Source organism: Ruegeria sp. AO1, assembly GCF_056535985.1.
This window is the reverse complement of the sequence record NZ_JBQFJC010000001.1, coordinates 3,300,095-3,323,235: the sequence shown is the minus strand read 5'-3', so window position 1 is coordinate 3,323,235 and position 23,141 is coordinate 3,300,095. Positions and strand designations below refer to the sequence as shown.

At 59.8% G+C, this 23,141-nt stretch carries 22 protein-coding genes and 1 tRNA gene; 13 read left to right on the top strand and 10 right to left on the bottom strand.

The genetic code is table 11. The annotated features are described in order from the left end of the window. Positions 1-15 precede the first annotated feature (15 nt). The 3 genes from ACR3FB_RS16565 to ACR3FB_RS16555 all read left to right on the top strand — a co-directional run bounded on the left by ACR3FB_RS16565 (position 16) and on the right by ACR3FB_RS16555 (position 3,437). On the top strand, positions 16-1,233 hold the full coding sequence (locus ACR3FB_RS16565) for a phenylacetate--CoA ligase family protein (protein WP_480566302.1): 1,218 nt from the start codon (positions 16-18) through the stop codon (positions 1,231-1,233). A 115-nt stretch (positions 1,234-1,348) separates the two neighbouring features. Then, complete coding sequence (locus tag ACR3FB_RS16560) at positions 1,349-3,013, top strand: ABC transporter permease (protein ID WP_480566125.1); 1,665 nt, start codon at positions 1,349-1,351, stop codon at positions 3,011-3,013. Between the two features lie 73 nt (positions 3,014-3,086). Then, positions 3,087-3,437, top strand: coding sequence for a DUF2794 domain-containing protein (locus ACR3FB_RS16555; RefSeq protein ID WP_170380289.1), 351 nt, complete (start codon positions 3,087-3,089; stop codon positions 3,435-3,437). On the opposite strand, the gene ACR3FB_RS16550 is transcribed toward ACR3FB_RS16555, so the two are convergent. The 3 genes from ACR3FB_RS16550 to ACR3FB_RS16540 form a co-directional block, all read right to left on the bottom strand. Further along, positions 3,434-4,171 carry a C40 family peptidase gene (locus ACR3FB_RS16550; RefSeq protein WP_480566127.1) on the bottom strand — a complete coding sequence of 246 codons (738 nt, stop codon included), beginning with the start codon at positions 4,169-4,171 and terminating at the stop codon, positions 3,434-3,436. The genes ACR3FB_RS16555 and ACR3FB_RS16550 overlap by 4 nt on opposite strands. Next, entirely contained in the window at positions 4,168-5,550 is a 1,383-nt protein-coding gene (locus ACR3FB_RS16545) for a leucyl aminopeptidase family protein (protein ID WP_480566129.1), read from the bottom strand. The genes ACR3FB_RS16550 and ACR3FB_RS16545 overlap by 4 nt, the downstream gene beginning before the upstream one ends. Before the next feature lie 64 nt (positions 5,551-5,614). Beyond that, positions 5,615-6,004: a hypothetical protein gene (locus tag ACR3FB_RS16540; protein WP_480566131.1), complete on the bottom strand. Its 390-nt coding sequence runs from the start codon at positions 6,002-6,004 to the stop codon at positions 5,615-5,617. Between the two features lie 144 nt (positions 6,005-6,148). Here ACR3FB_RS16540 and ACR3FB_RS16535 point away from each other — a divergent pair, with 144 nt between their 5' ends. Both ACR3FB_RS16535 and ACR3FB_RS16530 read left to right on the top strand, forming a co-directional pair. Further along, positions 6,149-6,799: a carbonic anhydrase gene (locus ACR3FB_RS16535; protein ID WP_419739452.1), complete on the top strand. Its 651-nt coding sequence runs from the start codon at positions 6,149-6,151 to the stop codon at positions 6,797-6,799. An 84-nt stretch (positions 6,800-6,883) separates the two neighbouring features. Continuing rightward, entirely contained in the window at positions 6,884-7,420 is a 537-nt protein-coding gene (locus tag ACR3FB_RS16530) for an SRPBCC family protein (RefSeq protein WP_480566133.1), read from the top strand. Between the two features lie 21 nt (positions 7,421-7,441). On the opposite strand, the gene ACR3FB_RS16525 is transcribed toward ACR3FB_RS16530, so the two are convergent. From ACR3FB_RS16525 to ACR3FB_RS16510, 4 genes are all read right to left on the bottom strand, one after another. Continuing rightward, complete coding sequence (locus tag ACR3FB_RS16525; protein WP_480566305.1) at positions 7,442-9,274, bottom strand: amidohydrolase; 1,833 nt, start codon at positions 9,272-9,274, stop codon at positions 7,442-7,444. A gap of 158 nt (positions 9,275-9,432) precedes the next feature. Then, entirely contained in the window at positions 9,433-10,455 is a 1,023-nt protein-coding gene (locus ACR3FB_RS16520; RefSeq protein ID WP_170380274.1) for an aspartate-semialdehyde dehydrogenase, read from the bottom strand. A gap of 103 nt (positions 10,456-10,558) precedes the next feature. Next, positions 10,559-11,590 (bottom strand): glycosyltransferase family 4 protein, encoded by a 1,032-nt coding sequence (locus ACR3FB_RS16515; protein ID WP_480566137.1) that lies wholly within the window; start codon positions 11,588-11,590, stop codon positions 10,559-10,561. A 21-nt stretch (positions 11,591-11,611) separates the two neighbouring features. Further along, complete coding sequence (locus ACR3FB_RS16510; RefSeq protein ID WP_480566139.1) at positions 11,612-12,784, bottom strand: MFS transporter; 1,173 nt, start codon at positions 12,782-12,784, stop codon at positions 11,612-11,614. Positions 12,785-12,925: 141 nt separating this feature from the next. On the opposite strand from ACR3FB_RS16510, the gene ACR3FB_RS16505 reads away from it, so the two are divergent. The 3 genes from ACR3FB_RS16505 (at position 12,926) to ACR3FB_RS16495 (ending at position 15,829) form a co-directional block, all read left to right on the top strand. Further along, complete coding sequence (locus ACR3FB_RS16505) at positions 12,926-14,068, top strand: DUF3095 domain-containing protein (RefSeq protein WP_480566141.1); 1,143 nt, start codon at positions 12,926-12,928, stop codon at positions 14,066-14,068. Between the two features lie 99 nt (positions 14,069-14,167). Further along, entirely contained in the window at positions 14,168-14,602 is a 435-nt protein-coding gene (gene hpaR / locus ACR3FB_RS16500; protein WP_170380277.1) for a homoprotocatechuate degradation operon regulator HpaR, read from the top strand. Positions 14,603-15,133: 531 nt separating this feature from the next. Then, the gene (locus tag ACR3FB_RS16495) at positions 15,134-15,829 is read left to right on the top strand and encodes a fumarylacetoacetate hydrolase family protein (protein ID WP_480566143.1); all 696 of its coding nucleotides are present in this window, start codon (positions 15,134-15,136) and stop codon (positions 15,827-15,829) included. Between the two features lie 3 nt (positions 15,830-15,832). Here ACR3FB_RS16495 and ACR3FB_RS16490 read toward each other — a convergent pair whose 3' ends face one another. Together ACR3FB_RS16490 and ACR3FB_RS16485 are read right to left on the bottom strand one after the other, a co-directional pair. Then, entirely contained in the window at positions 15,833-17,047 is a 1,215-nt protein-coding gene (locus ACR3FB_RS16490; protein WP_480566145.1) for a winged helix-turn-helix domain-containing protein, read from the bottom strand. Between the two features lie 4 nt (positions 17,048-17,051). Beyond that, a complete protein-coding gene (locus tag ACR3FB_RS16485; protein ID WP_480566147.1) occupies positions 17,052-18,077 on the bottom strand; it encodes a LacI family DNA-binding transcriptional regulator in 1,026 nt (341 codons plus the stop codon). 137 nt (positions 18,078-18,214) lie between these two features. Between ACR3FB_RS16485 and ACR3FB_RS16480 the strand changes: the two genes are divergently transcribed. The 5 genes from ACR3FB_RS16480 (at position 18,215) to nadC (ending at position 22,786) form a co-directional block, all read left to right on the top strand. Continuing rightward, positions 18,215-18,291: transfer RNA gene (locus ACR3FB_RS16480), tRNA-Arg, on the top strand. A gap of 123 nt (positions 18,292-18,414) precedes the next feature. Continuing rightward, positions 18,415-19,329, top strand: coding sequence for an NUDIX hydrolase (locus ACR3FB_RS16475; protein WP_480566149.1), 915 nt, complete (start codon positions 18,415-18,417; stop codon positions 19,327-19,329). A gap of 77 nt (positions 19,330-19,406) precedes the next feature. Further along, a complete protein-coding gene (gene nadA / locus ACR3FB_RS16470) occupies positions 19,407-20,378 on the top strand; it encodes a quinolinate synthase NadA (protein ID WP_480566151.1) in 972 nt (323 codons plus the stop codon). Continuing rightward, a complete protein-coding gene (locus ACR3FB_RS16465; RefSeq protein ID WP_480566153.1) occupies positions 20,375-21,913 on the top strand; it encodes an L-aspartate oxidase in 1,539 nt (512 codons plus the stop codon). The genes nadA and ACR3FB_RS16465 overlap by 4 nt, the downstream gene beginning before the upstream one ends. Positions 21,914-21,916: 3 nt before the next feature. Beyond that, a complete protein-coding gene (gene nadC, locus ACR3FB_RS16460; protein WP_480566155.1) occupies positions 21,917-22,786 on the top strand; it encodes a carboxylating nicotinate-nucleotide diphosphorylase in 870 nt (289 codons plus the stop codon). Positions 22,787-22,914: 128 nt separating this feature from the next. On the opposite strand, the gene ACR3FB_RS16455 is transcribed toward nadC, so the two are convergent. Continuing rightward, complete coding sequence (locus ACR3FB_RS16455) at positions 22,915-23,058, bottom strand: hypothetical protein (protein WP_480566499.1); 144 nt, start codon at positions 23,056-23,058, stop codon at positions 22,915-22,917. Positions 23,059-23,141 lie beyond the last annotated feature (83 nt).

Sequence of the window (23,141 nt, the reverse complement as noted above, 5' to 3'; positions counted from 1 at the left end):
ATGGAGGATATGGCGATGACCTATTTCGACGCACTCGAAACGCGCTCGGCGGATCAGCGCGCCTCGGATCAGGCGGTGGCGCTGCAGGGGCAACTGAAACGGGCGCGGTCTGCGCCGGGATTCACGGCGCATTTCGCTGAAACAGACACGAATGCGGTGAAAACGGCAGACGACCTGCCCTTGCTACCGGTGTTGCGCAAGTCGGACCTGACCCGCGCGCAAGGGGAGCGCTCGCCCTTTGGCGGCTTTACAGTCAAACCGGCGCGGCACTTTCACCATGTGTTCCAATCCCCCGGCCCGATCTATGAGCCGGGCAGCACCGACCACGATTGGTGGCGCATGGGTCGCTTCCTGAACGCCGCCGGTGTTGGCGCGGGCGACATCGTTCAGAATTGCTTTGGCTATCACCTGACGCCTGCGGGCATGATCTTTGAAAACGGCGCTCGCGCGGTTGGCGCGGCTGTTCTGCCTGCCGGGACCGGCCAGACCGAGCTGCAGGTGACCGCCGCCCGCGACGTTGGATGCACGGCCTATGCGGGCACGCCGGACTATCTGAAGGTCATTCTGGACAAGGCCGATGCCATGGGCGTTGCGCTGAGTTTCTCAAAAGCCGCTGTGGGTGGGGGCGCGCTGTTCCCCTCGTTGCGGCAGGAATACGCGGATCGCGGCATTGCCTGTCTGCAATGTTATGCCACGGCCGATCTGGGCAATATCGCCTATGAGAGCGCCGCGATGGAGGGGATGATTCTGGACGAACATGTCATCGTCGAAATTGTCACTCCCGGCACCGGCACTCCGGTTGCGCCCGGTGAGGTTGGTGAGGTCGTGGTGACCTCTCTCAACCCGGATTACCCGCTGATCCGGTTTGCGACCGGCGACCTGTCGGCCATAATGCCGGGTCAGTCGCCTTGCGGTCGTACGAACGCTCGGATCATGGGATGGATGGGGCGTGCCGATCAGACCACCAAAATCAAGGGCATGTTCGTCCGGCCCGAGCAGGTGGCGGCGCTAGTCGACAAACATGCCGAGATCGTCAAAGCTCGCGTGATCGCAGCCCGTCAGGGTGAGATGGATACAATGACCGTCCAGATCGAGAGTGCTGGTGGCGATGACATGGCTTATGCGAAATCCGTGGCCGAAGTGCTGAAGCTGAAAGGCGCGATCGAGGTTGTGGCCCCCGGGTCCTTGCCCAAGGATGGCCTGGTGATCGAGGATCAGCGCGTCTATGACTGATATCTGCGGCGTTTGATGCCGCAGATTTGTTGCTAGATTTGTTGCTCTGGGCACTGGCGTTTCCTAGCGTTTTAGTCGAGAAAGAGGACGCCCTCGCCACCTACAAGCCCGGAAAATGGCCCAGATCGAATATTCTGAAAATGGATCACGAAACCGCGGCGTGCGTGGCACGCGGTTGTTGGCGGGTATTGCCTATGTCGTGGCGGCGGCCTGTCTGTTGCCGATGGTGGCGGTGGTTCTGGCGGCGCTGACCGGTGGCACGGAAACCATCTCGCACCTGGCTGAAACCGTGCTGCCCCGCTACACGATGACCACCGCCATATTGGTGGTTCTGGTGGCCGTGGGTACGTACAGCATTGGGACCGGAGCCGCTTGGCTGGTGACGATGACGCGGTTCCCCGGCGTGCGCCTGTTGGAGATCGCGCTGGTCCTGCCATTGGCCTTCCCGGCCTACGTTCTGGCCTATGCCTACACGTTCATACTGGATCATCCCGGTATCGTGCAGGCCACGCTGCGCGATGTGACGGGTTGGGGGCCGCGCGACTACTGGTTCCCCGAAATCCGCTCGACCGAGGGCGCGGCGGTGATGCTGACGCTGGTGCTATATCCCTATGTCTACCTGCTGGCGCGGGCAGCGTTCCTGCAGCAAAGCGCCACCGCATTTCTGGCGGCGCGGGCGTTGGGAAACAGCCCCTGGCTAGCGTTCCGGCGGGTCTCGCTGCCGATGGCGCGCCCGGCCATTGCCGGAGGCGTTCTTCTGGCGATCATGGAGACCATCGCCGATTTCGGAACCGTCTCGTATTTTGGCGTCCAGACCTTCGCCACGGGCATTTATACCAGTTGGTTTTCGCTGGGAGATCGTGCAGGCGCCGCACAACTGGCTTTGTGTCTGCTGACCTTCGCGCTTGTGTTGGCTGTGGCTGAACGCACGCGGCGCGGCAAGGCCAAGTATTATCAAGCGGGCAAGCAACATGCAGCTCTGCCCGCGGCGCAACTGACTGGATGGCGCGCGATCGGTGCTTTTGCCCTCTGCGCCATTCCCGTGTTTTTCGGGTTCCTCCTGCCGGTGGTCGTTCTGTTCGAGATGGGGTTGAAATCCGAGCAGAACCTGCTTTCGCCCCGCTACCTTGGCTTCATTCAGAATTCGCTGATCCTCGCCGGGACGGCTGCTGTCATCACCGTTATTGCGGCCGTCAGTGTTGGGTTCTTTCAGCGTTTGAGACCGGGGCGGCCCTCGACCATCGCGAGCTATATCGCGCGGCTAGGCTATGCGGTGCCGGGCGGGGTGATCGCGGTTGGCCTGCTGGTGCCTTTTGCCAGCTTTGACAACGCGCTGGACGCGTGGATGCGCGCGACATTTGATGTCTCGACAGGCCTGCTGGTGACCGGGTCCATCTGGCTTCTGGTGGCAGCCTATATGGTGCGGTTCCTTGCGGCGGCCCTAAGTGCCTATGAAGGCGGGCAGAGTACGGTTCACGCCAATATGGACGCCGCAGCCCGGTCTTTGGGGCAGACGCCTCTGGGTACACTGAGGCGGGTGCATCTGCCGATCCTGACGCCCTCATTGCTGACGGCCTTGTTGATCGTCTTTGTCGACGTGATGAAGGAATTGCCCGCAACGCTGATCATGCGCCCCTTCAACTTTGACACGCTGGCGGTACAGGCCTACCGGCTGGCCTCAGACGAGCGGCTCGAGGGGGCGGCGGTGCCATCCTTGGTCATTCTGGCCGTTGGATTACTGCCTGTGATCCTGATATGTCGACAAGTCGGACGGCGGTAACACCCGTTGACGAATTATGGCCCGCTTGCGCATCGGGCTTGATTCAGCCGCGTTTTCCGGCAAGGCTTGGGGTATGAACATGCAGCCTCCCAGCCGGTTCCCAACAAACTCGGCCCAGATGCCCGTCGCGTTCGACCGGCGCGAGATGTCCCATATCCTGTCCGTCTATGGTAAGATGGTCGCCGCCGGAGAATGGCGCGACTACGGAATTTCCAACCTGCGCGACATGGCGATTTTTTCGATCTTCCGACGCACCGCCGAGCATCCGATCTACCGGATCGAGAAGCATCCTCGTCTGCGCCAAAAGCAGGGGATGTATTCCGTTGTGGGGATGGACGGACGGATCCTGAAACGCGGCCATGACCTGCGCACGGTCTTGCGGGTATTGGAGCGTAAGCTGATCCGCTCAGTTTCCCCGGATTAGAGCCTTTTATGGGCCGTCACAGGCCCGTCGCCCTGCGCCTGAATGCGCGTGATGGCGTGATCCAAGGATTCATACGCGACTGCCATGTGATGCGCGTTGGCATGCAACAGCATATTCGGCCCGGAAACCCATGCGACATGGCCTTTCCAAAACAACAGATCGCCGCGTTTGGCCTCTGATCCTTCGGGCAGAGTGATACCAAGGGCCTTTTCCTGATCGCCGCTGTCGCCGGGACACGCCATACCGCAGGCCAGCAACCCCACCTGAACCAGCCCAGAACAGTCGATCCCGAACCGACTGTTGCCGCCCCACAGATAGGGTGTGCCTAGAAACAACTCGGCCACAGCGACAGGATCACGGTTCAATTCGGCAATCGGGGCCGTGTGGACTTTTGGGATGAATCCCAGCTCAGTTTCAACAAATCTGTCCGCTTGGGAGAGGGCGTGTACGAAACTTCCGAAGCTTAGCGAGGTCAGATCGCGGGTTTTCATATCCGCCTGTTCATAGGCATGTGTGGCAGGTGCAACAATCCTATGGGTCGTGGTCTGTTGCGGCCCCAATTGGGCCGAGCGAACCCATCCGACATAGCCATCCTTGTCAGCCTTGACACGACTCCACCCGTTTTTCTGCTCTGCAAGCTGTACTGTGTCTCCGAACAGCAACTGACGATCGCGCGGGCCATCAGGGCTGCGCAGCAGGTCAACGACCGGGTCCAAGACGCGTAGGTGGGTCATAGGCCCAAAATCTCGGGCAGTGCGGTCAGTAGGGCGCGTGGGCCTTGCCCCAGACCTCCCTTGCTGCGACCCGGTTGCTTGCTGGGCTGCCAGGAATAGATGTCAAAATGCATGTAATTGCTGTCTTCAACAAATCGGCGCAGGAACAGGGCTGCGGTGATCGACCCCGCGAACCCGCCCGAGGGCGCGTTGTCCAGATCGGCAATGCCAGGTTCGATCATAGTCTCATAGGGTGTGTGGAAGGGCATGCGCCAGACTGGATCAGCGGCTTGGGCGGCAGCTTTGCTCAGCGCCCCGGCGGCGCAGTCGTCATCGGTGTAGAACGGCGCCAGATCGGGCCCAACGGCCACGCGCGCTGCGCCGGTAAGAGTAGCCATCGAGATCACGAGAGCCGGTTTCCCCTCATCCGCCAGCTCCAGCGCGTCGGCCAGAACCAGCCGCCCCTCTGCATCGGTGTTGTTGATCTCGACCGTCAAACCCTTACGAGAGGTCAGGATATCTCCGGGACGGAAGGCGTTGCTCGCGACCGCATTCTCGACCGCCGGGATCAGCACCCGCAGTTGTAGCGGCAGGTTCAGCGCCATGATCATCCGGGCAAGGCCCAGAACATTGGCGGCACCCCCCATGTCCTTTTTCATCAGCCCCATCGACGCGCCCGGCTTCAGGTTCAGCCCGCCGGTATCGAAACACACACCCTTGCCGACGAGCGTCAGCGTCGGCCCGGTCGCGCCCCAATTCATCTCGATCAGACGCGGGGCCTGATCTGCGGCTCGCCCGACCGTGTGGATCATCGGGAAATTCTGCTCCAGCAACGCGTCGCCGGTGATCGTTTTGCAGGTGGCTCCGAATTCGTCCGCCAGCGCTTCGGCTGCCGCTTGCAGTTGGTCCGGCCCCATATCAGAGGCTGGCGTGTTGACCAGATCGCGGGTCAGCGCCTCGGCATTTGCCAGAATCTCCAACCGCGCGGCATCAACGCCTTCAGGGGCAACCAGTCGCGCCTTGGCGGCGGATTGAGTCGCATAACGATCGAAGGCGTAACCGGTCAGCAACCAGCCCAGACATTCCATCTCCAGATGCTCGGCCGGGACGCCTTCCGCGATGTGGTAGCTGCCTTCCGGCAGCGCATCCGCCGCAGCGGCCAGAGGGAACCGCTTGCGGGCGCGCTTGCCCTCGGTCCCGTACCCGGCCAGCGCGAACCCCGCACCGCCGTCCGTGCTTGGCACCGTCAGGACCTGACCCAACGCGCCCTTGAACCCGTTCGCGGCAACCCAATTGCGGATGTGATCGGACTGACCGGCCAGCCAATCGTCCAGATCAGGTTGCGCCACCACATGCAGGGGCACAGAGTTGTCAGAGGGTTGAGCAAAGCTGAGGGTCATAGGTGTCTCGGGCTGAGTGAATTTGCGACCAGACTATCCGCCTGCAGCCTGCCCGCAACCCCCGTCACACCGAAAGGTCTTGCTGATCCCAGATCGCGGTCAGAGAGCGCTCTCCAACCCGGATCAACCGCCCCAGCGTTGCACCTGCTGCCACCGCATCGCCTGCATCCACGGCGCCGGTGACATCGCTCGCAACCCGTGCCAGCGCCGTCATTCCAATCTGATCGGCGATTGCCACCAGCGACTTGGAGCACTTGCGCAATGCCTCCCAATCGCGTTGCCGCCAGTGCCGTTCGCAATTCGATAAGCGCACGGCCAATTCCTCGACCGTGCGGCACAGCACGTCCAACGCGTTCTTGTCGCCCAATTGCCGGTACAGCCCGCTGAGGCGATCCGGATCCAGTCGCACGGTTTCCTTGTGTTCAAGCCTGAGTATGTTTTCCACCACATTCACCCTAGTTTAGTCGCCCCCACGGCGTGGCATTGATCCTTGCTGTCAATTCCTTTGCAAAACCTTGCGATGAATTTGGATAATGGCTCGAATTTTTCTTGAATTCGGTTTACAGCAGCCTACGAAACGAAAGACGGGAATGCCGAAATGGATTTAGCCAAACCTTTGCCGACCTATCTGGTGAAACGGTATCACGGCTGGAAAGCGACGACCTATTCCGAAAATCAGGTCTGGTATCGGCGTTTGGCGGATGAGGGGCAGCGCCCACGTGCGATGGTGATTTGCTGTTGCGACAGCCGGGTTCATGTGACCGCGATCTTCGGTGCCGATCAGGGTGAGTTCTTCATTCACCGCAACATTGCCAACCTGGTGCCCCCTTACGCCCCGGATGGGGATCACCACGGGACCAGTGCAGCCATCGAATATGCGGTGACCGCGTTGAAAGTGGCGCATCTGATCGTGCTTGGTCATTCGCAATGCGGTGGGGTGCAGGGCTGTATCGACATGTGCAAAGGGCAGGCCCCGCAGCTGGAAGCGAAAGAGAGCTTTGTTGGCCGTTGGATGGATATCCTCAAGCCCAAGTACGAACAGGTCGCGGATATCGAGGATGGCGTCGAGCAGGCCCGCCAGTTTGAACGTCAGGCCGTCGTTGCGTCGCTGGAAAACCTGATGACCTTCCCGTTTGTTTCCGACGCGGTCAAGACCGACACGCTCAGCCTGCACGGGCTTTGGACAGATATCGGCGCGGGCGGGTTGGAGTGTTTCGATCCCTATCAGAAAAAGTTCGTTCCGGTCTAACGCCCTAGCATCGCGGTAAGCAGCGGTTCCGTCCAATTTTCTATGATATGCTCCAGACAAAGGAATTACCCTTTGGAGCATATTATGAAATTGATTAAACGCGTTTTTCTTGGCCTGGTCGTTCTTGTACTGGCACTGGTCGGCATTGCGTATTTGCTGCCCTCAAAAGCCGAAGTATCCCGCAGTATCACCATCAACGCGCCGCCCGAGGCGATCTTTCCCTATGTGAACTCGATGCAACAGACTGAGCATTGGTCGCCTTGGCTGCACCGGGACCCCGAGACCAAGCTGACCTATTCCGGGCCAGAGTCGGGGGTTGGGAATATTTTGAACTGGAGCTCTGACGACCCGCAGGTCGGCACCGGATCGCAAGTGATTGTGGCGAGCGTCGAAAACCAAAGCGTCCAGACCGCGCTTGATTTCGGTCCGATGGGAACAGCCACAGCCGCATTCCTCCTGCAGCCCGATGGGAATCAGACGCAGGTTACATGGGGGTTCGAATCCGAGTTGGGTATGAACCCGATGTCTCGTTGGATGGGGGTGATGATGGATCGGTGGCTTGGTCCAGACTATGAGCGTGGTCTGATGAACCTCAAGGTTTTGGTGGAAGGGCAGGGATAGCCCTGCCCTCGGAAACGCCCTTTAATTGCGTTTTGGCTCTGTCGCCAGCCAAGGTTGTTCGACTTTCATCCCCTGATAAATCGCGTGCAGGAAGGTATGTGCCACAACCGGATCGCTAGAAAAGGGCGAGACGTCCAGCTTTCCTTCTCGAATGCCTTCTTCAGCTTCGTAGACAACTGTATCGGTCTTCACGGTCACCAGAACCCGAAGCTCGGCCAGAGTTTCCGGGTCCACCGCTGTCGGATCGTCCGAAAGGATGACGAAGTCGGCGACCTTCCCAACTTCGATTGAACCCTTGTGATCCTCTTCGAAATGCTGCCATGCGGGCCAAATCGTCATGGCCTTGAGGGCGGTCATAACATCGACACGTTGATGTGGGCCAAGTATGTCGCCTGACCGGGTACGTCGCGTCACTGTCGCGGCCAGAACGCGCATGCTGTCGGGCAAGGCCACCGGCGCATCGTGATGCGTTCCGAACATCATTTCACGCTCTCGTATCCATCCGGTCGGCGAGATATTCTCACCGTTGATCGGGCCGACGGTATGGTCGCGATGCCAGTCTCCCCAATAGAATGTATGCATAGGAAAGACCGACGGGAATACACCCAAGCGCTTGAAACTGGCGACCTGATCCTCGCGCAGAAACTGGCCATGGATCAGAACCGGGCGGTTTCCGGGGTCGCCGTATTTCATTTGGGCTTCTTCCAGAGCGGCGATCAGCATATCCGATGCGCCTTCGCCATTGGAATGCACCAGGATCTGAATGCCGTTCTCATAGCACCAGTTCACAGCGCCCTGAAGCTGCTCCATCGTGATCGCGGAATAGCCGGCATAGCCTGCGGGGTAAGAGCCAACCGGATCGTAGTAGGGACGGTCGCGCAGCGCCGTGAAACCCTGGGGTGAGCCATCAATGGTCAGCTTGCAGCCGCCCACGCGGACCCTGTTCGTGTAATCCTCTGAGACATTGCTGCCGATGTAGTCTTGTGCCTCCAGAACGTCGGGAAAGGCAACCACGTCAATGGGCAGTTCGCCATCGGCTCCAACCTTTTTCAGCACCTCGACGATCTCACCGGACGATCGGCCCTCTTGCCCCGTGGTGTATCCGAACCGCGCCCAAAGCGCGCTGCCGGCGCGGGCAAATTCAGCCAGACCGTCTTCGCCAAGATCGCCAAGAAGAGGCACTAGCAAGGCGAAAAACGCGTATTCTTCTAGTACGCCGTTGGGTTCTCCGTTTTCATCTCGCTGGATTACGCCGCCTGGCGGCGCTTCGGATTCGGCCGTGATGCCCGCCAGTTCCAGTGCCTTTGAGTTGCCCACACCCAAATGTCCGGATTGGTGGATGATCACGACGGGTATGGTGGTGGAAACGGCATCCAGATCCTGGCGCGTGGGATGCCGCAGCTCGGCCAGTTGCGCATTGTCATACCCAAAGCCAATGATCATGTTCGCGTTTTCAACGGCTTCGGCATTTGCCTCGGCCCAGGCTGTCAGAGTGGCCTGCAGGCTGGCGATGTCTGTCACCTCTCCGTCCGGAGGTGCCAGCATGTTGGCCGACAAGGCTTGCAGCCCGCCCATCACAACGTGCCCGTGGCTGTCGACAAATCCAGGCAACATTGCGCGCCCTGCAAGATCGAACGCTACGGTCCCGTCGCCTTGATGCGCGGCCATATCCGCAAGCGATCCAACCGCCAGAATGCGGCCATCTCGGACCGCCACGGCCTCGGCCGAGGGCTGCTCATCATTGATCGTCAGAATGGGACCGCCGGAATAGATCGTATCGGCGATCTCTTGTGATGTCGCGGACAACGGAGAAAGAGTGGCGAGTATTATGAAAGGAACAGAGAAAATGCGCATCGTAAAACCCTTTGGATGGTTTTCTTAAGGCTATGGGCGCGCCTTAGCACGGATTGCTGTGTCTGTCCTTTGTCATGAACGGGACCACTTCGAAACACGCAAAGAAAAAGGGCCGCTTCTGACGAAACGGCCCCTTGCGAAAAATATCAGATCAGGGATCAACCCTTCTTCAGAACCTCACGGCCCAGAAGCTCGGCAATCTGAACCGCGTTCAGGGCGGCACCTTTGCGCAGGTTGTCCGAGACGCACCACAGGTTGATGCCGTTTTCAACGGTCGAGTCCTGACGGATACGGCTTATGAAGGTTGCGAAATCGCCAACGCATTCGGTGGGCGAGACGTAGCCGCCGGCCTCACGCTTGTCGATCACCATGATACCCGGCGCTTCGCGCAGGATATCGCGGGCTTCGTCTTCGTCCAGGAATTCTTCGAACTCGATGTTCACGGCCTCGGAGTGGCCAACGAATACAGGCACGCGAACGCAGGTGGCCGTGACCTTGATCGACGGATCGACGATCTTCTTGGTCTCGACAACCATCTTCCACTCTTCCTTGGTCGAGCCGTCTTCCATGAAGACGTCGATCTGAGGGATGACGTTGAACGCGATCTGCTTCTGGAACTTCTTCGGCTCAACCTCGTTGATCGGGTTGTAAACGGCCTTGGTCTGCTCCCACAGCTCGTCCATGCCCTCTTTGCCTGCACCGGACACCGACTGATAGGTCGAGACAACAACGCGTTTGATCTTGGCGCGGTCATGCAGCGGCTTCAGCGCGACGACCATCTGCGCGGTCGAGCAGTTGGGGTTGGCGATAATGTTCTTGTTTTTGTAGTCGTGGATCGCTTGCGGGTTGCATTCCGGCACGATCAGAGGGATCTCGGGGTCGTAGCGATAGAGCGACGAGTTGTCGATCACCACGCAGCCCGCCGCAGCGGCCTTGGGCGCATAGTCCTTGGTCGCGGCAGAGCCTACAGCGAACAGGGCCATATCCCAGCCGGTGAAATCAAAGGTATCCAGGTCTTTGGTCGTGAGTGTCTTGTCGCCAAATGTCACCTCAGTACCCAGCGAACGACGGCTTGCCAGCACGGCAATTTCGTCCACGGGGAACTGGCGTTCCGCCAGGATGTTCAGCATTTCGCGGCCCACATTACCTGTGGCGCCGACGACGACGACGCGATAGCCCATTTCATGTCTCCAAAGTTAAGGACGCGCGTTCATAGCCGCGTTGCCGTCGGGACAAAAGAGCTTTCGCAATGTATTTTAACGAATGACGCCGATTTGAGGCGCTTCACTCGCTCAGCAGGCGCTTGTAGAGGGCCACGAGGGTCTGTGCTTCGCCTTGGATATCGAAATTCTGCTCAACATGTCTGCGAGCGGCCTGTCCGGCCTGAGACAGGGAATCACGATTTTCCAGCATTTCTGCGGCTGCATCGGCCAGTGCCGGGATATCACCCGGGGCCACCACCCGGCCCAGAGACGGGTCGGTCACGATCTCGGAAAACGCGCCGACGTCGGTTGCGACAACGGGCACGCCGCAGGCCATCGCCTCAAGCGGGGTGAGGCCGAAACCCTCCCACCGTTGGGGGGCGATGAACAGGTCCAGTACCTGATACCATTTGGCGATCTGATCGACCGTCACTTCGGGCATGAAGAGGATACGGTCCGACAGGCCCGCCTTGGCGACCTTATCTTTTTGCTCGGCCAGAAAACCCGTGTGTTTTTCCGTCGCGCGGCCCATGACGATGCCTGAGACATCTTGGGACCGGGCACAAAGATCAATCATTGCGTCGACGAAAGCATCCGTGCCTTTCTGATGGCGGATGCGCCCGTAGCAGCCTAGTAAAAGGCCATCTGGTAGCCCTAGCCGTGCGCGAAGGGCAGCTTTGTCCTCAGGCGGGGTAAAGTCGTCCAGGTTGATGCCATGCATGATCACCTGTGCGTCTCGTTCCAGATAGCCCGCGGTCTTGCGCGAAGTCGCGACAATCGCATCCATCTTGTCGATCAGCCATTTCGTATAACCCGTATGTGCCCGTTGCGAGGCGCTTGTGAACAGCAGTTTCAGCTTCAACCGGAACACATTGCGCAGGATCAGGCCCAGCAGCATCTCGGTATTGCGGCGCGCGTGCCAGACCCGCAGCGTTCGACGGGACAGGAAAGGCAGGCGGCCCAGTGGGATATGCGGAATGTCGGCGGGGAGCCCCGGCCCGGTGGCGGCGATGTCGATCTGTTGCGCCTGCAGGGGGACCAGCCGCGCAATCGTTGCCGTCACGCCCGAAAGCCTGCGTTTGAGATTGGGGGCAATGACGACGGGGTCTTTCACCGGGCTCTCCTGATCGTTGCGTCAGTCGACGCTATCCCGGCTGAATAGATAGATCACGCATCCAATGGCAAGGGTCACGGCGAAAAAGCCGAATATCGCCGTGTAGGGTGCCGTTGGGCTGACGTCGGTATAAGCGGCGTGAATCTGCCCGGTGGCAAATTGCGCAAGCCCTACGCCGCCGATGCCGAAAAGGTTCAGCAAGGTCACGCCACGCCCGGTCAGATGCGGCGGGATGAAGGCTCGGCCATGGGCCATGATGACCGGAAAGCTCGCGCCCAGAAATCCGATCAGCGACAACATCACGACTGACACCCAGACAGCGCTATCGACCCACAGGCACAAAAGCCCAAGCGCGACCGCACAGAGGACATTGCCGCCAACAATCACCCATTTGCGGGTGCCCAGAAGACGATCTAGCGGGCCATAAACAAATGTCCCCGCGATCATCGCGGTTCCCATCACCAACGTGGCCGTGCCGATCTGCGTGGTGGTCAGGCTGAACACATCGTTCAGGTATGGCCCCGCCCAAAGCCCGCGCAGTGCAGCCGCCGGAGCGTAAGCGACCAGCATCAAGGGCAGGATGAGCCACAAGGCAGGCTGTTTCAGCAAGTCCAGCAAAGATCCTTTGTGGTCGGTCTCGACCTTTTTCGGATCACGCACGCTGAACCAGATGCCCAACGCGATTGCGGCGGACAGAACCGCCAACCCAACCATCGTGGCGCGCCAGCCCATCAGCTCGACAGCTAGCGCCGTTGGGTAGGACGCAACCAGATTGCCAACCGACCCCACGCCCAGCATCAGCGCCGCCAGCGTGGCAAACCGGGCCGGAGGATACTCGCGTGCAAAGATGAAGTACGAGGCCATCAGAACCGGGGAACAACCAACACCGATCAGGGCCATCGCGACGCTGACATGCAGCGGGCTGGTGGCTGCGGCAAAAACAAGCGCCCCTCCGGCCCCGCCGATCAGCAGCAGGACGGATGCGCTGAGCCGTGGTCCAATACGGTCCAGCGCCCAGCCCACCGGCAGCTGCATCGCGGCAAAGACGAGAAACCACAGGCCCGAGGCGAAGGCCAAATCCTCGGGCGAGGCGCCGATATCGCGCGCCAGATCAAGGCTGAGAACGGCCAGAAATGCGCGAAAAAACTGGCTCAGGACATAAGCCAGACATAGTACAACCAAACCTGCCTGCATGAATGGCCCTTTCCTGCGCACTTCCACCGCCCTGATTGGCACGCCGTGGCAAAACGCACAAGCACGTGTACTATGTTGCAAGGGGAGGACAGCGATCACATTCGGGCTAGCTTATCCTCCAATTGGAACAAAGGGGGGACGATGAAAGACCTCCATTCAGATTTTTACGAGTCCCTGCCGCTTTGGCGCGATTTTACCCTTCTGTCGGACCCGGCGCAGTTTGCCTCGGTTCCGGACGATTGGGTTGTGGGTGTTGCCGACATTGTGGATTCGACGACACAGATTGCGCAGGGACGGTACAAAACCGTCAACATGGTCGGTGCTGCGGTGATCTCGGCCATGATCAACGCTTTGGAAAACGAGCCTTTTCCTTATGTCTTTGGTGGCGACGGGGCTGGGTTTGCCGTGCCCCCCAGTGCGGTGGATATCGCGGCGGGGGCGTTGGCAACCCTGCGGTGCTGGGCCGAAGAGGAGTTTGAGATGCCGTTGCGCGCGGCCCTCGTTCCAGTGGCCGAGTTGCGCAAAGCTGGGAAAGACCTGAGGGTGGCGCGCTATGCCCCGTCCAACGGGGTGGACTATGCCATGTTCTCGGGCGGAGGTCTGGCCTGGGCCGAGGCGCAGATGAAATCCGGGCACTATTCGGTCGAGCCCGCCGCGCCCAACGCGCAGCCAAACCTGACCGGCCTGTCCTGCCGCTGGTCCAACAGTCCTGCGCAGCATGGACAGATCGTCTCGGTCGTGGTGCAGCCGACGGCCCAGGCGACCGAGCGGGATTTTGCGGATCTGGCGCAATCCGTTGTCACCATGGCCGCCGAACTGGATCGGTCGGGGCATCCGGTTCCGGAAAACGGACCTCCGATGACATGGCCGCCGCCGGATGTTGGGCTGGACGCTCATGTCTCGCGAGCAGGGGGCAATCTGTTTGCGCAAAAGCTGAAATTGCTTGGTCAGAACCTGTTGATCGCCCTGTTGTTTCTGACGGGCAAGCGGTTGGGGCAGTTCGAACCCGGCCACTATCGGCGTATGGTCAGCCAAAATGCAGACTACCGCAAATTCGACGATGGCCTGAAAATGACACTGGACTGTGACCCTGCCACTTTGGACCGCCTCCAGCGTATGCTGGATGAAGCCCGCGGGCGCGGCAAAATCCGCTACGGATTGCACGTACAGGATGAGGCGATGATGACCTGCTTTGTACCCTCAGCCATGCGGGACGATCATGTGCATTTCGTGGATGGGGCTTCGGGTGGCTATGCAAAAGCCGCTGAAGCGATGCGGGTATAGCTTGCCGCCAGTGGTTTTAAACTGATACTTTTCAGCGTGTTATAAGCCTATCCTCTCGGGGCGGCTTGAGACTTCTCGTTTTTTCAGCGATGATTCAACATGTCCGATCAACTCCCCTTGGTGTCGCGATCCCTTCCCATTGCGTTGCTGCGCGCCCGAGAAAGGGTGATGGGTCCTATTCGCAAATTGCTGATTGATGCCGGGGTGACCGAGCAGCAATGGCGCGTGCTGCGCTTGCTGAAAGAAGAAGGTGCAAGCGAACCGACTGATATCTCGGAACGGGCCTGCCTGTTGTTGCCCAGCCTGACGCGCATCTTGCAAAAACTGGAAGACAAGGGCCTGATTAAGCGCCGCTGTCACCCCAAGGATCGAAGGCGTCAGATCGTCGAGATCACCGCGAAGGGGGAACAGATCATTCAGGACAACCTGACGGGCATTGTTCAACAGGCCGATCGTATGCGCGCGCATCTTGGTCCCGAAAAGCATGAAACGCTTCTGGATATCCTAAACGAGCTGAAAAACTTCAAAGAGTGACCCTGTGAACTAAAACCCCGCCGGAGAAGGTAGGGGGAATTCTCCGGCGGGGTGGCCAGACCCGGGTTGGATTCTGTGCCTGGCCCAAGGCCGTTGCGTGTCGTCTTACCCGACGGCCCGGCCCACGTGTCGGAGGGCGCGTCTGCCCTGAAACAGGGTCTAACACGGGCGAAACTCCCAGGGGGATGGGTGTCTTCGCCTGCCGTCTCCGATACGTTCACGTCCCAATGCCGACATGTTGAGGCGTCCGCAAGAGGTATCTTCAGGTCACTTCATTCGTATTGATCTTTCCGGCAGAACTTCTGTGCCGGGCAGGTTGTGGGGGTGCCATCAATTCTCAAATCTTCTAGGCTATCTAGCGCGATTTTACCTGTTTCCAAGGGATTCATACGCCCAGATGCGCCGCGGTAGGAATTGGGCGGCTTTGCGCCAGATCACGCCGCAGATGTCGGCGTGAACCGGCGCATAGCTACGGCTTGCCAGTTGCGTGCCAGACGATAAGCTGCGCGGCGCAACACTCAGGGGATCGCCATGCCGCATTTGTTTTCACTACCCGAACCCATCTCGATCCCCGTGGTCGATGAGCAGGCGACCTATCCCATCGGTCGGATATTCTGCGTTGGGCGCAACTATGCAGCCCATGCCGCTGAAATGGGCCATGAGGTAGACCGCGAGGCGCCGTTCTATTTCACCAAGTCTCCCGCAAACGCCATTCTGACCGGAGCGAGCGTGCCATACCCGCTGGGGACCGAAAATTACCACCACGAGATGGAACTGGCCGTCGCCATCGGAAGTCCTGTGTTCCGTGCCACCAGCGCTGAATCTTGGGCGGCAGTCTACGGCTATGGCTGCGCGCTGGATATGACCCGTCGCGATCTTCAGATCCGCGAACGCAACAAACAGCGCCCTTGGGATCTGGGCAAGGATGTGGAGAACGGCGCTGTCTTTGCGCCTTTGACCCGAGCCGCCGAGTGGTCCCCAGAGGACAACAAGCGCATTCACCTGAACGTCAACGCCGAGGTTAGGCAAGACGCGACTTTGCATGAGTTGATCTGGAAAATTGATGAGATCATATGCCACCTGTCCGGTTTCTATCACTTGCGTCCCGGCGATGTGATCCTGACAGGCACCCCCGCCGGGGTAGGGCCGGTTACAGCAGGGGATGAAATTGAAGGTGGGATAGATGGGTTGGAGCCCATTCACCTGACCCTGACGGACGCAGAATAGAGTCTATTTAGGCTCTTTCAGCCAGTCATTGGCAAATTCGACCGTATCAAGACCGGCAAACCGGCGCAGTCTGTCCAATTCGGAATCCAGTCGTCGCGTGCGCGCATCCGACCAGCGTATCGCGCGCTCCGGCCAGAGGGCTTTGACGCGCAGAACGCCTTCGTCGCGATGGGCTTTCATGTCGATCCGGCCAATCAGCTTGTCGCCTTCCAGAAGCGGGAAAACATAGTAACCGTAGGTCCGCTTGGCCTCGGGCACGAAGACTTCGATCCGGTAGTGAAAACCGAACAGCCGCTCGGCCCGGTTCCGATCACGCAGCATCGGATCGAACGGGCTGAGAACCCGGATGCGGCCCTTTGGTGTGGGCAGATCGCTCAGACCATCGGTCAGATCGGGGCGGGCAAACAGTTTGCGCAGGCGTCCGTCGACGCAAGCGACCTCGACCTCCTCCAAAGCGCCTGATTGCAAACCTTGGGCGCACCACGCCTTTGCCTCAGCCGCGCTGACCGTGTCCCAGAACGCGGCCAGCTCACCCGAAGTGGCAAAGCCAAGACGGTCCAGCGCCGCATTGCACAGCCAATCAACCGTCGCCTCGGCGTCACAGGGTCGCTGACCGGGGCAGAGATGAGTTTCGATCACCCGCTCGGTCAGATCATATCGTTTCTGAAACCCCTCACGCCCGACAACTGTCAGCGCGCCAGAGCGCCAAAGGTACTCAAGCGCGGTCTTAGACGGGTGCCAATCCCACCACCCGCCAGAGCCCTTCTTTTCATCCTTCCCCACGTCGGACGAGGACACTGGCCCATGATCGCGGATATGGCTCAGAACGGTTTCGAACTGCTGCTCAAACCCATCCCGACGCCAGTTCTTCCACCGCGATTTCAACAGATCCGCATCGCGCTGAAACCGCAGATGCCAGTGCGCGTAATACTCCATCGGAATGACGGCTGCATCGTGTGTCCAGTGTTCGAATAGCGCGCGGTCCCGCTCATACAAGCGTTTGAGGTTACCGCTGCGATAGCTGGGCCTGCGCGAAAACAGGATCATGTCATGCGCGCGCGCCACCGTATTGATACTGTCGAGTTGAACGAAGCCCAGCCTCTGAATAAGATCCAGCAGATCGGTGCCCTTAGATCCGCCCGAAGGAGATTCGGCCAGCGCGTGGCGATCCATGAAGATCGCCCGCGCCGTGCGGTTGTCCAGCCGTTTCAGCGCCACGATATCAGCGCCGTTTTAGCGTGTCCCCAAAGTTGACCTTGGGGGTCAGAGTCACGCGGGTCTCGATCTCGGCATTCGGATCGTCAAGCTGCGTGGCGATGATCTTGGCCGCTTGCTGTCCGATCTCAAGTCGGCAGGCATCCATCGTCGCCAGTTTGCGGGGCAGGCCCTGCAGAAGTTCGACGTTGTTGAAACCTGCCAAGCCGATCTGGCCGGGAATGTCGATGCCTTGCTCTAGCAGATACAACAGACCACCCGCGCCGATCATATCGTTGGAATAATACAGAAAATCCAGATCTGGCGAGCGTTCCAGCATGGCTTGCGTCATCTCACGCCCCTTGGCCAGAGCCGAGCCGCCGGAATAGAACTCCCGATCCTCGATCTCGATCCCGTGCTTGCCCATGACCTCGGTGAAGCCTTCGAACCGTTTCCGCGCCCGGTGGTCCAGAGGCATCTTGGTGCCCATGAAGCCGATATGTTCATAGCCCGCTTTCAGGATTGCCTGCGCCATTTCGCGCCCGGCGCGACGATGAGAGATCCCGACCATCGCATCAACCGGTTTGCCATCGGTATCCATGATCTCAACCACCGGAATTCCGGCCGAATCCAGCATCGCCCGCGCCGCGTCTGTATGCTCGAGCCCGGCAATAATCACCCCCGAGGGCCGCCAGGAGAGCATCTCATACAGCACTTTTTCCTCTTTCTCAGGCAGGTAGTCGGTGACGCCGACAACCGGCTGCAGATCGGTGTCTTCCAGCACTTGATTTATGCCGGTCATAACCTCGGGAAAGACCATGTTGGACAGGGATGGAATGATAACCGCCACCAGATTGACCCGGCTTGAGGCCAGCGCGCCCGCGATCTTGTTGGGCACATAGCCCAGTTCTTTCGCGGCGGCCAAAACGCGGGTGCGCGTCGCATCCGACACATCACCCCGATTGCGCAGGACCCGACTGACCGTCATCTCGGATACCCCAGAAGCCTCAGAGACATCGCGAAGGGTAAGCGGGCGTTTTGTTTCTGTGTTCACGGAAGGCACCTGCGTTGTTGTTTTATCTGATGCTAGCGTAAACACCGTGCAGTTTACAACTGTTCAGCACGCCTACAGCAAACCCACAGTAAACCCCATGACAAGCCGAAAAAACAAAGGTAGAGAGGGCTTTGCACGGCCCCGTGGCTCAACTGGATAGAGCAGCCCCCTCCTAAGGGGCAGGTTGCAGGTTCGAATCCTGCCGGGGTCGCCACTGCAGATGCCGGAAATACCTTCAATCAACGGCGAAAACCTCATCTTGAGGTCGGTGTTCGCACGATGACATTTTCCTCAAGCAAAGGTTTGAAATCTGGGTTAGAAATCAAACAGGATGTCAATGACTGGCGTCGCGCAATACACAGGTATCTTCTTGCCCAGCAGACTAGCCCCTGCCGAACTGATCGCAATCCTTGTCGCCGTGACCGACAACCAGCCGCGTGTCATGACCTTGCGGGGGGGTGAGGCGCTGCCATCGGGGCCGTTCGAATCTTCTCATCGCAGCCTACAGAGCAGCCTGCGTGCTTGGATTGAAGCGCAGACCGGCCATCCCGTGGGGTATCTTGAGCAACTCTATACCTTTGCGGACAGGGATCGCGACCCTCGGTCCGGGGATGTTGAAACCTCGCAGCGGATTTCGATCAGCTATCTTGGACTGGTGCGCGAACAGGATGCAGCCGGAGCAGGGCGCCCGTCCTGGCGCAGCTGGTACCGGTACTTCCCGTGGGAAGACCATCGCGACAGTATCCCCGAGGAAGTGCCGCGTATCGCCGATCGCCTCACAGCTTGGGCTGGGGCAGATCCGCTCAAGGCACAGCGTGTCGACTATCTGTTCGGTCTGAATGGAAAGACGTGGAACGAGGAACTGGTTCTGCAGCGCTACGAGTTGATGTATGAGGCCGGTCTGGTCGATGTGCCCGAGTTTGGCTTGCCCATGGCGGGCGACAACCGCCGCATCCTTGCCACTGGCATTTCGCGGCTACGGGCCAAGATCAAATACTCTCCGGTCGTGTTCGAGCTAATGCCCGAAAGCTTTACCCTGCTTCAATTGCAGCGCACGGTCGAGGCGCTGTCGGGTCTGCACTTGCACAAACCCAATTTCCGCCGCCAGATCGACCAGCAGGAACTTGTTGAAGAAACAGGCGAAATCTCGAGCGGCACCGGCGGTCGCCCGGCGCGCCTGTTCCGATATCGACCTGCTATTCTTGAGGCCCGCATGCTGTCGGGCGCAAGGCTGCCTCTGTCCAAATCCTGAGTCCCGCTTGACATAATCTCGAATCGAGAATAATTACGGCTCGAATGTACTCGAATCGAGTATAATTGGAGGAGCCAATGAAAGATTTCCGCCTGCCAGAGTTGTACGATCGGGTTAAGCAAGTCATTCCGCCAGCCGAATGGATGCAGTACGAAGAGGATCTTGAAGCCATCCTCGACCTGAAGCGGCAGAAGAATGCCGTCATCCTTGCGCACAATTACCAAACGCCCGAGATCTTTCACGGCGTGGCCGATATCGTAGGCGACAGCCTGGCCCTGGCGCGCGAAGCCGTTGAAGTCGACGCCGATGTCATCGTGCTGGCGGGCGTGCATTTCATGGCCGAAACCGCCAAGCTGCTGAACCCGGAGAAGACCGTGCTGATCCCCGATATGGGGGCGGGGTGTTCGCTGGCGGATTCCATCACGCCCCAAGATATCGCGCTGCTGCGCGAAGCCCATCCGGGTGTGCCGGTAATCACCTATGTCAACACATCGGCTGCGGTGAAGGCTGCCTCAGATATCTGCTGCACCTCGGGCAACGCGGTGAAAGTGGTGGAATCCCTCGGGGTGCCGCGCGTGTTGATGATACCGGATGAGTACCTTGCCAAGAACGTCGCCAAAGAGACCGATGTTGAACTGATCGCCTGGCACGGGCATTGCGAGGTGCATGAGCTGTTCACCCCGGACGACATTCGGGCTATGCGCGAGGCGTGGCCGGGTGTCACAGTGCTGGCCCACCCGGAATGTCCGCCCGAGGTCGTGGCCGAGGCGGATTTCTCAGGCTCTACCGCCGTGATGTCGGACTTCGTCGGCGACAAGAAACCTTCAAGGGTTTGCCTTCTGACCGAATGCTCCATGAGCGACAACGTGGCACTGAACCACCCAGATGTGGAATTCGTGCGCCCGTGCAATCTGTGTCCGCATATGAAGCGCATCAGTTTGGGCAATATCCGTGAAGCTTTGGAATTGGGTCGCCACGAAGTTACCGTCGATCCGGCCATCGCTGACGATGCGCGCCGTTCGGTCGAGCGGATGCTGGCCGTGAAATGATCCGGCTTGAGAGGCTCCATGACCGGATCGCCATCATCGGTGGCGGCATCGCAGGGCTAGTGGCCGCACTGGAATTGGCGCCGCAGCCTGTGGTGCTGATCACCCGCGCCGGGCTGGGGCAGGAATGCTCTAGCGCCTGGGCGCAAGGGGGGATTGCTGCCGCGCTGGGCGCTGATGACGATCCTGCCCAGCACCTGGCCGATACGCTGCGGGCCGGAGATGGGCTGTGTGATGCAACTGTCGCCTCAGGCATCCTGTCAGAGGCCGCCGAGGCGATCGCGGTGCTTGAGCGCTATGGCGTTCGCTTCGACAGGGCGCAGGATGGCACGTTTGCCTTGGCGCGCGAGGCCGCGCATTCCCGCCGCCGTATACTCCATATCGGCGGCGACCGTACCGGGGCCGAGATCATGTCCGCTCTGACCCGCGCGGTACAGCATTGCCCCTCGATCACCTGCCTGACGGACGTCGAAGCCCGGCGTCTTGTGACCGCCGACGGGTGCGTTGCCGGTATTCATCTGCAAGCGATGGGTCAAGCGGCCGTATTGCGGACAGCTCGGGTCATCATGGCGACAGGTGGCTGCGGGGGTCTGTTCGACGCCAGCACCAACCCGTCGGGCAATTTCGGGCAAGGTTCGGCGATGGCCGCACGTGCAGGCGCAGCTCTGCGCGATATGGAATTCGTGCAATTTCACCCGACCGCACTGGCGACTGCCCAAGCACCTTTGGCCTTGATCAGCGAGGCCGTGCGGGGTGAGGGGGCAACTCTGATCGACCAAACTGGTAAGCGGTTCATGGCGCATATCGCGGATGCCGAACTGGCACCGCGGGACGTGGTGGCCCGCGCTGTGCATCAGGTCATCGCAGGCGGAGGGCGCGCGTTTCTTGACGCTCGTGCCGCGCTGGGTGCGGGCTTTGCTGAACGGTTTCCTGGCATTCAGGCCTTGTGCGCGGCCCAAGGTATCGACCCTGCGCACGACCCGATTCCGATACGCCTGGCTGCGCACTACCAAATGGGTGGCATTGCCGTTGACCAGACCGGCCAGAGCACGCTGCCCGGGTTGTGGGCCATCGGTGAATGTGCGGCGACCGGTTTGCACGGGGCCAATCGCCTTGCCAGTAACTCTCTGCTTGAGGCTGTTGTAATGGCTCGTCGCGCCGCCAGCGATGTTGCGGCCAGCAAGATGCGAGACCGGGCTTTTGTCCCCAACCCCGCTGCATTGCCTGATCCCGATCCCGGCGCTGTCCGGCCGATGATGTCGGGGCATCTGGGTGTGATCCGGCATGGGGCCGGGATGCGGAACGCGATCTCGAACCTTTTGCCGCTGGTTCGGTCGTGCGGGCCTGCCTCGGACCCGGCCCTCGTGGCGCTTGCAATCGCAGTTTTCGCCGAAAAGCGCCGAGGCTCCTGCGGCGGGCACTATCGTAGCGACTTCCCTGAGCCAGAGACTAATCTGCGATCAACCCTGATGAACCTGACCGAAATCCTGTCGCATGCGGGTTCGGTCGACCAAGAACCCCAGCTGAGGACAGCCTGATCCATGACCGCCATGCCCCTAACCCCGTTGCCGCGCACGATGTTTGAGCCGATGATCCGGCGCGCGCTGGATGAAGATCTCGGCCTGGCGGGCGATGTCACTTCTGCCGCCGTCATTCCGCCAGATCACCGATCCGAAGTCGTCGCGAGCGCCCGTCAACCCGGTTGCATCGCCGGTCTGGACTGTGCCGAGCTGGCCTGCGCCTTGGTTGATCCGGCCATCACGGTGACCCGCCATGTGAACGACGGAGACTCGGTTTCGAGCGGCGCGCCGATCGCAACTTTCCAAGGGCCGTCCCGCAGCCTGTTGATCGCTGAGCGGACCGCGCTCAATTTCATGGGTCATCTCTCAGGCATCGCAAGTGTAACCGCTGATCTGGTGCGCCGTGTCGAAGGCACGCATGTCTCGATCGCCTGCACCCGCAAGACAACCCCGGGTCTGCGCGCGCTGGAAAAATATGCCGTACGCGCTGGCGGAGGCATGAATCACCGCTATTCCCTAAGCGACGCGGTGCTCATCAAGGACAACCACATCGCCATTGCCGGAGGCGCCGGCCCGGCCCTGACCAGCGCGAAACAAACGGTCGGACATATGATCAAGATCGAGATCGAGGTCGATACGCTCGCGCAGTTGGAACAGGTTTTGGAAATTGGTGCCGATGCTGTGCTGCTCGACAACATGACGCCGGCCACCTTGCGCGAAGCAGTGGGTATGATTGATGGGAGAGCCATTGCCGAAGCCTCCGGCGGGATCACACCCGACACCGTGCGCGTCGTGGCTGAAACCGGGGTCGATCTGATTTCCATGGGCTGGATCACCCACAGCGCACCCTGCCTTGATATCGGTTTGGACTTCGTTTCCAGTCACCCCTGATAATATTGACCGCTGAGAACTGGGCGCTGCGGTCATCGCTGGCCCATAGGGGAAGCATCCCCTAAGTCTGGAATACAAAACATCATAGAGTCGAAAGTTTAGTGAATCTGACGGGACCTAGTCTCGTCTCATCCAGAGAGGGCAGTCATCCTCAGAAGATGCTTACCCGGTAGGTCTACGTATTGGATACATAGATGATACCAGTGGTCATCCAATTGCTGAGAAGTTCTTTGCGCTCGGGACTTTGCGGACGCCGCTGATCTTGTCCGCAGCGAAAACGATATTTATCCGGTGGTATAATGGTGATCGAGGTCCTTCGGTACCCGCTGTGTGAAGTACAAGCCCCCTGCTTTCA

Excerpts from the sequence above, each read along its gene's own strand:
- ACR3FB_RS16505 (WP_480566141.1), top strand. The coding sequence starts at position 12,926 with ATGAAAGACCTCCATTCAGATTTTTACGAGTCCCTGCCGCTTTGGCGC.
- nadA (WP_480566151.1), top strand. The coding sequence starts at position 19,407 with ATGAAAGATTTCCGCCTGCCAGAGTTGTACGATCGGGTTAAGCAAGTC.
- ACR3FB_RS16535 (WP_419739452.1), top strand. The coding sequence starts at position 6,149 with ATGGATTTAGCCAAACCTTTGCCGACCTATCTGGTGAAACGGTATCAC.
- ACR3FB_RS16510 (WP_480566139.1), bottom strand. The coding sequence starts at position 12,784 with ATGCAGGCAGGTTTGGTTGTACTATGTCTGGCTTATGTCCTGAGCCAG.
- ACR3FB_RS16550 (WP_480566127.1), bottom strand. The coding sequence starts at position 4,171 with ATGACCCACCTACGCGTCTTGGACCCGGTCGTTGACCTGCTGCGCAGC.
- ACR3FB_RS16495 (WP_480566143.1), top strand. The coding sequence starts at position 15,134 with ATGCCGCATTTGTTTTCACTACCCGAACCCATCTCGATCCCCGTGGTC.
- ACR3FB_RS16555 (WP_170380289.1), top strand. The coding sequence starts at position 3,087 with ATGAACATGCAGCCTCCCAGCCGGTTCCCAACAAACTCGGCCCAGATG.
- hpaR (WP_170380277.1), top strand. The coding sequence starts at position 14,168 with ATGTCCGATCAACTCCCCTTGGTGTCGCGATCCCTTCCCATTGCGTTG.
- ACR3FB_RS16530 (WP_480566133.1), top strand. The coding sequence starts at position 6,884 with ATGAAATTGATTAAACGCGTTTTTCTTGGCCTGGTCGTTCTTGTACTG.
- ACR3FB_RS16475 (WP_480566149.1), top strand. The coding sequence starts at position 18,415 with ATGACTGGCGTCGCGCAATACACAGGTATCTTCTTGCCCAGCAGACTA.
- ACR3FB_RS16565 (WP_480566302.1), top strand. The coding sequence starts at position 16 with ATGACCTATTTCGACGCACTCGAAACGCGCTCGGCGGATCAGCGCGCC.
- ACR3FB_RS16525 (WP_480566305.1), bottom strand. The coding sequence starts at position 9,274 with ATGCGCATTTTCTCTGTTCCTTTCATAATACTCGCCACTCTTTCTCCG.
- nadC (WP_480566155.1), top strand. The coding sequence starts at position 21,917 with ATGACCGCCATGCCCCTAACCCCGTTGCCGCGCACGATGTTTGAGCCG.
- ACR3FB_RS16520 (WP_170380274.1), bottom strand. The coding sequence starts at position 10,455 with ATGGGCTATCGCGTCGTCGTCGTCGGCGCCACAGGTAATGTGGGCCGC.
- ACR3FB_RS16560 (WP_480566125.1), top strand. The coding sequence starts at position 1,349 with ATGGCCCAGATCGAATATTCTGAAAATGGATCACGAAACCGCGGCGTG.
- ACR3FB_RS16465 (WP_480566153.1), top strand. The coding sequence starts at position 20,375 with ATGATCCGGCTTGAGAGGCTCCATGACCGGATCGCCATCATCGGTGGC.
- ACR3FB_RS16545 (WP_480566129.1), bottom strand. The coding sequence starts at position 5,550 with ATGACCCTCAGCTTTGCTCAACCCTCTGACAACTCTGTGCCCCTGCAT.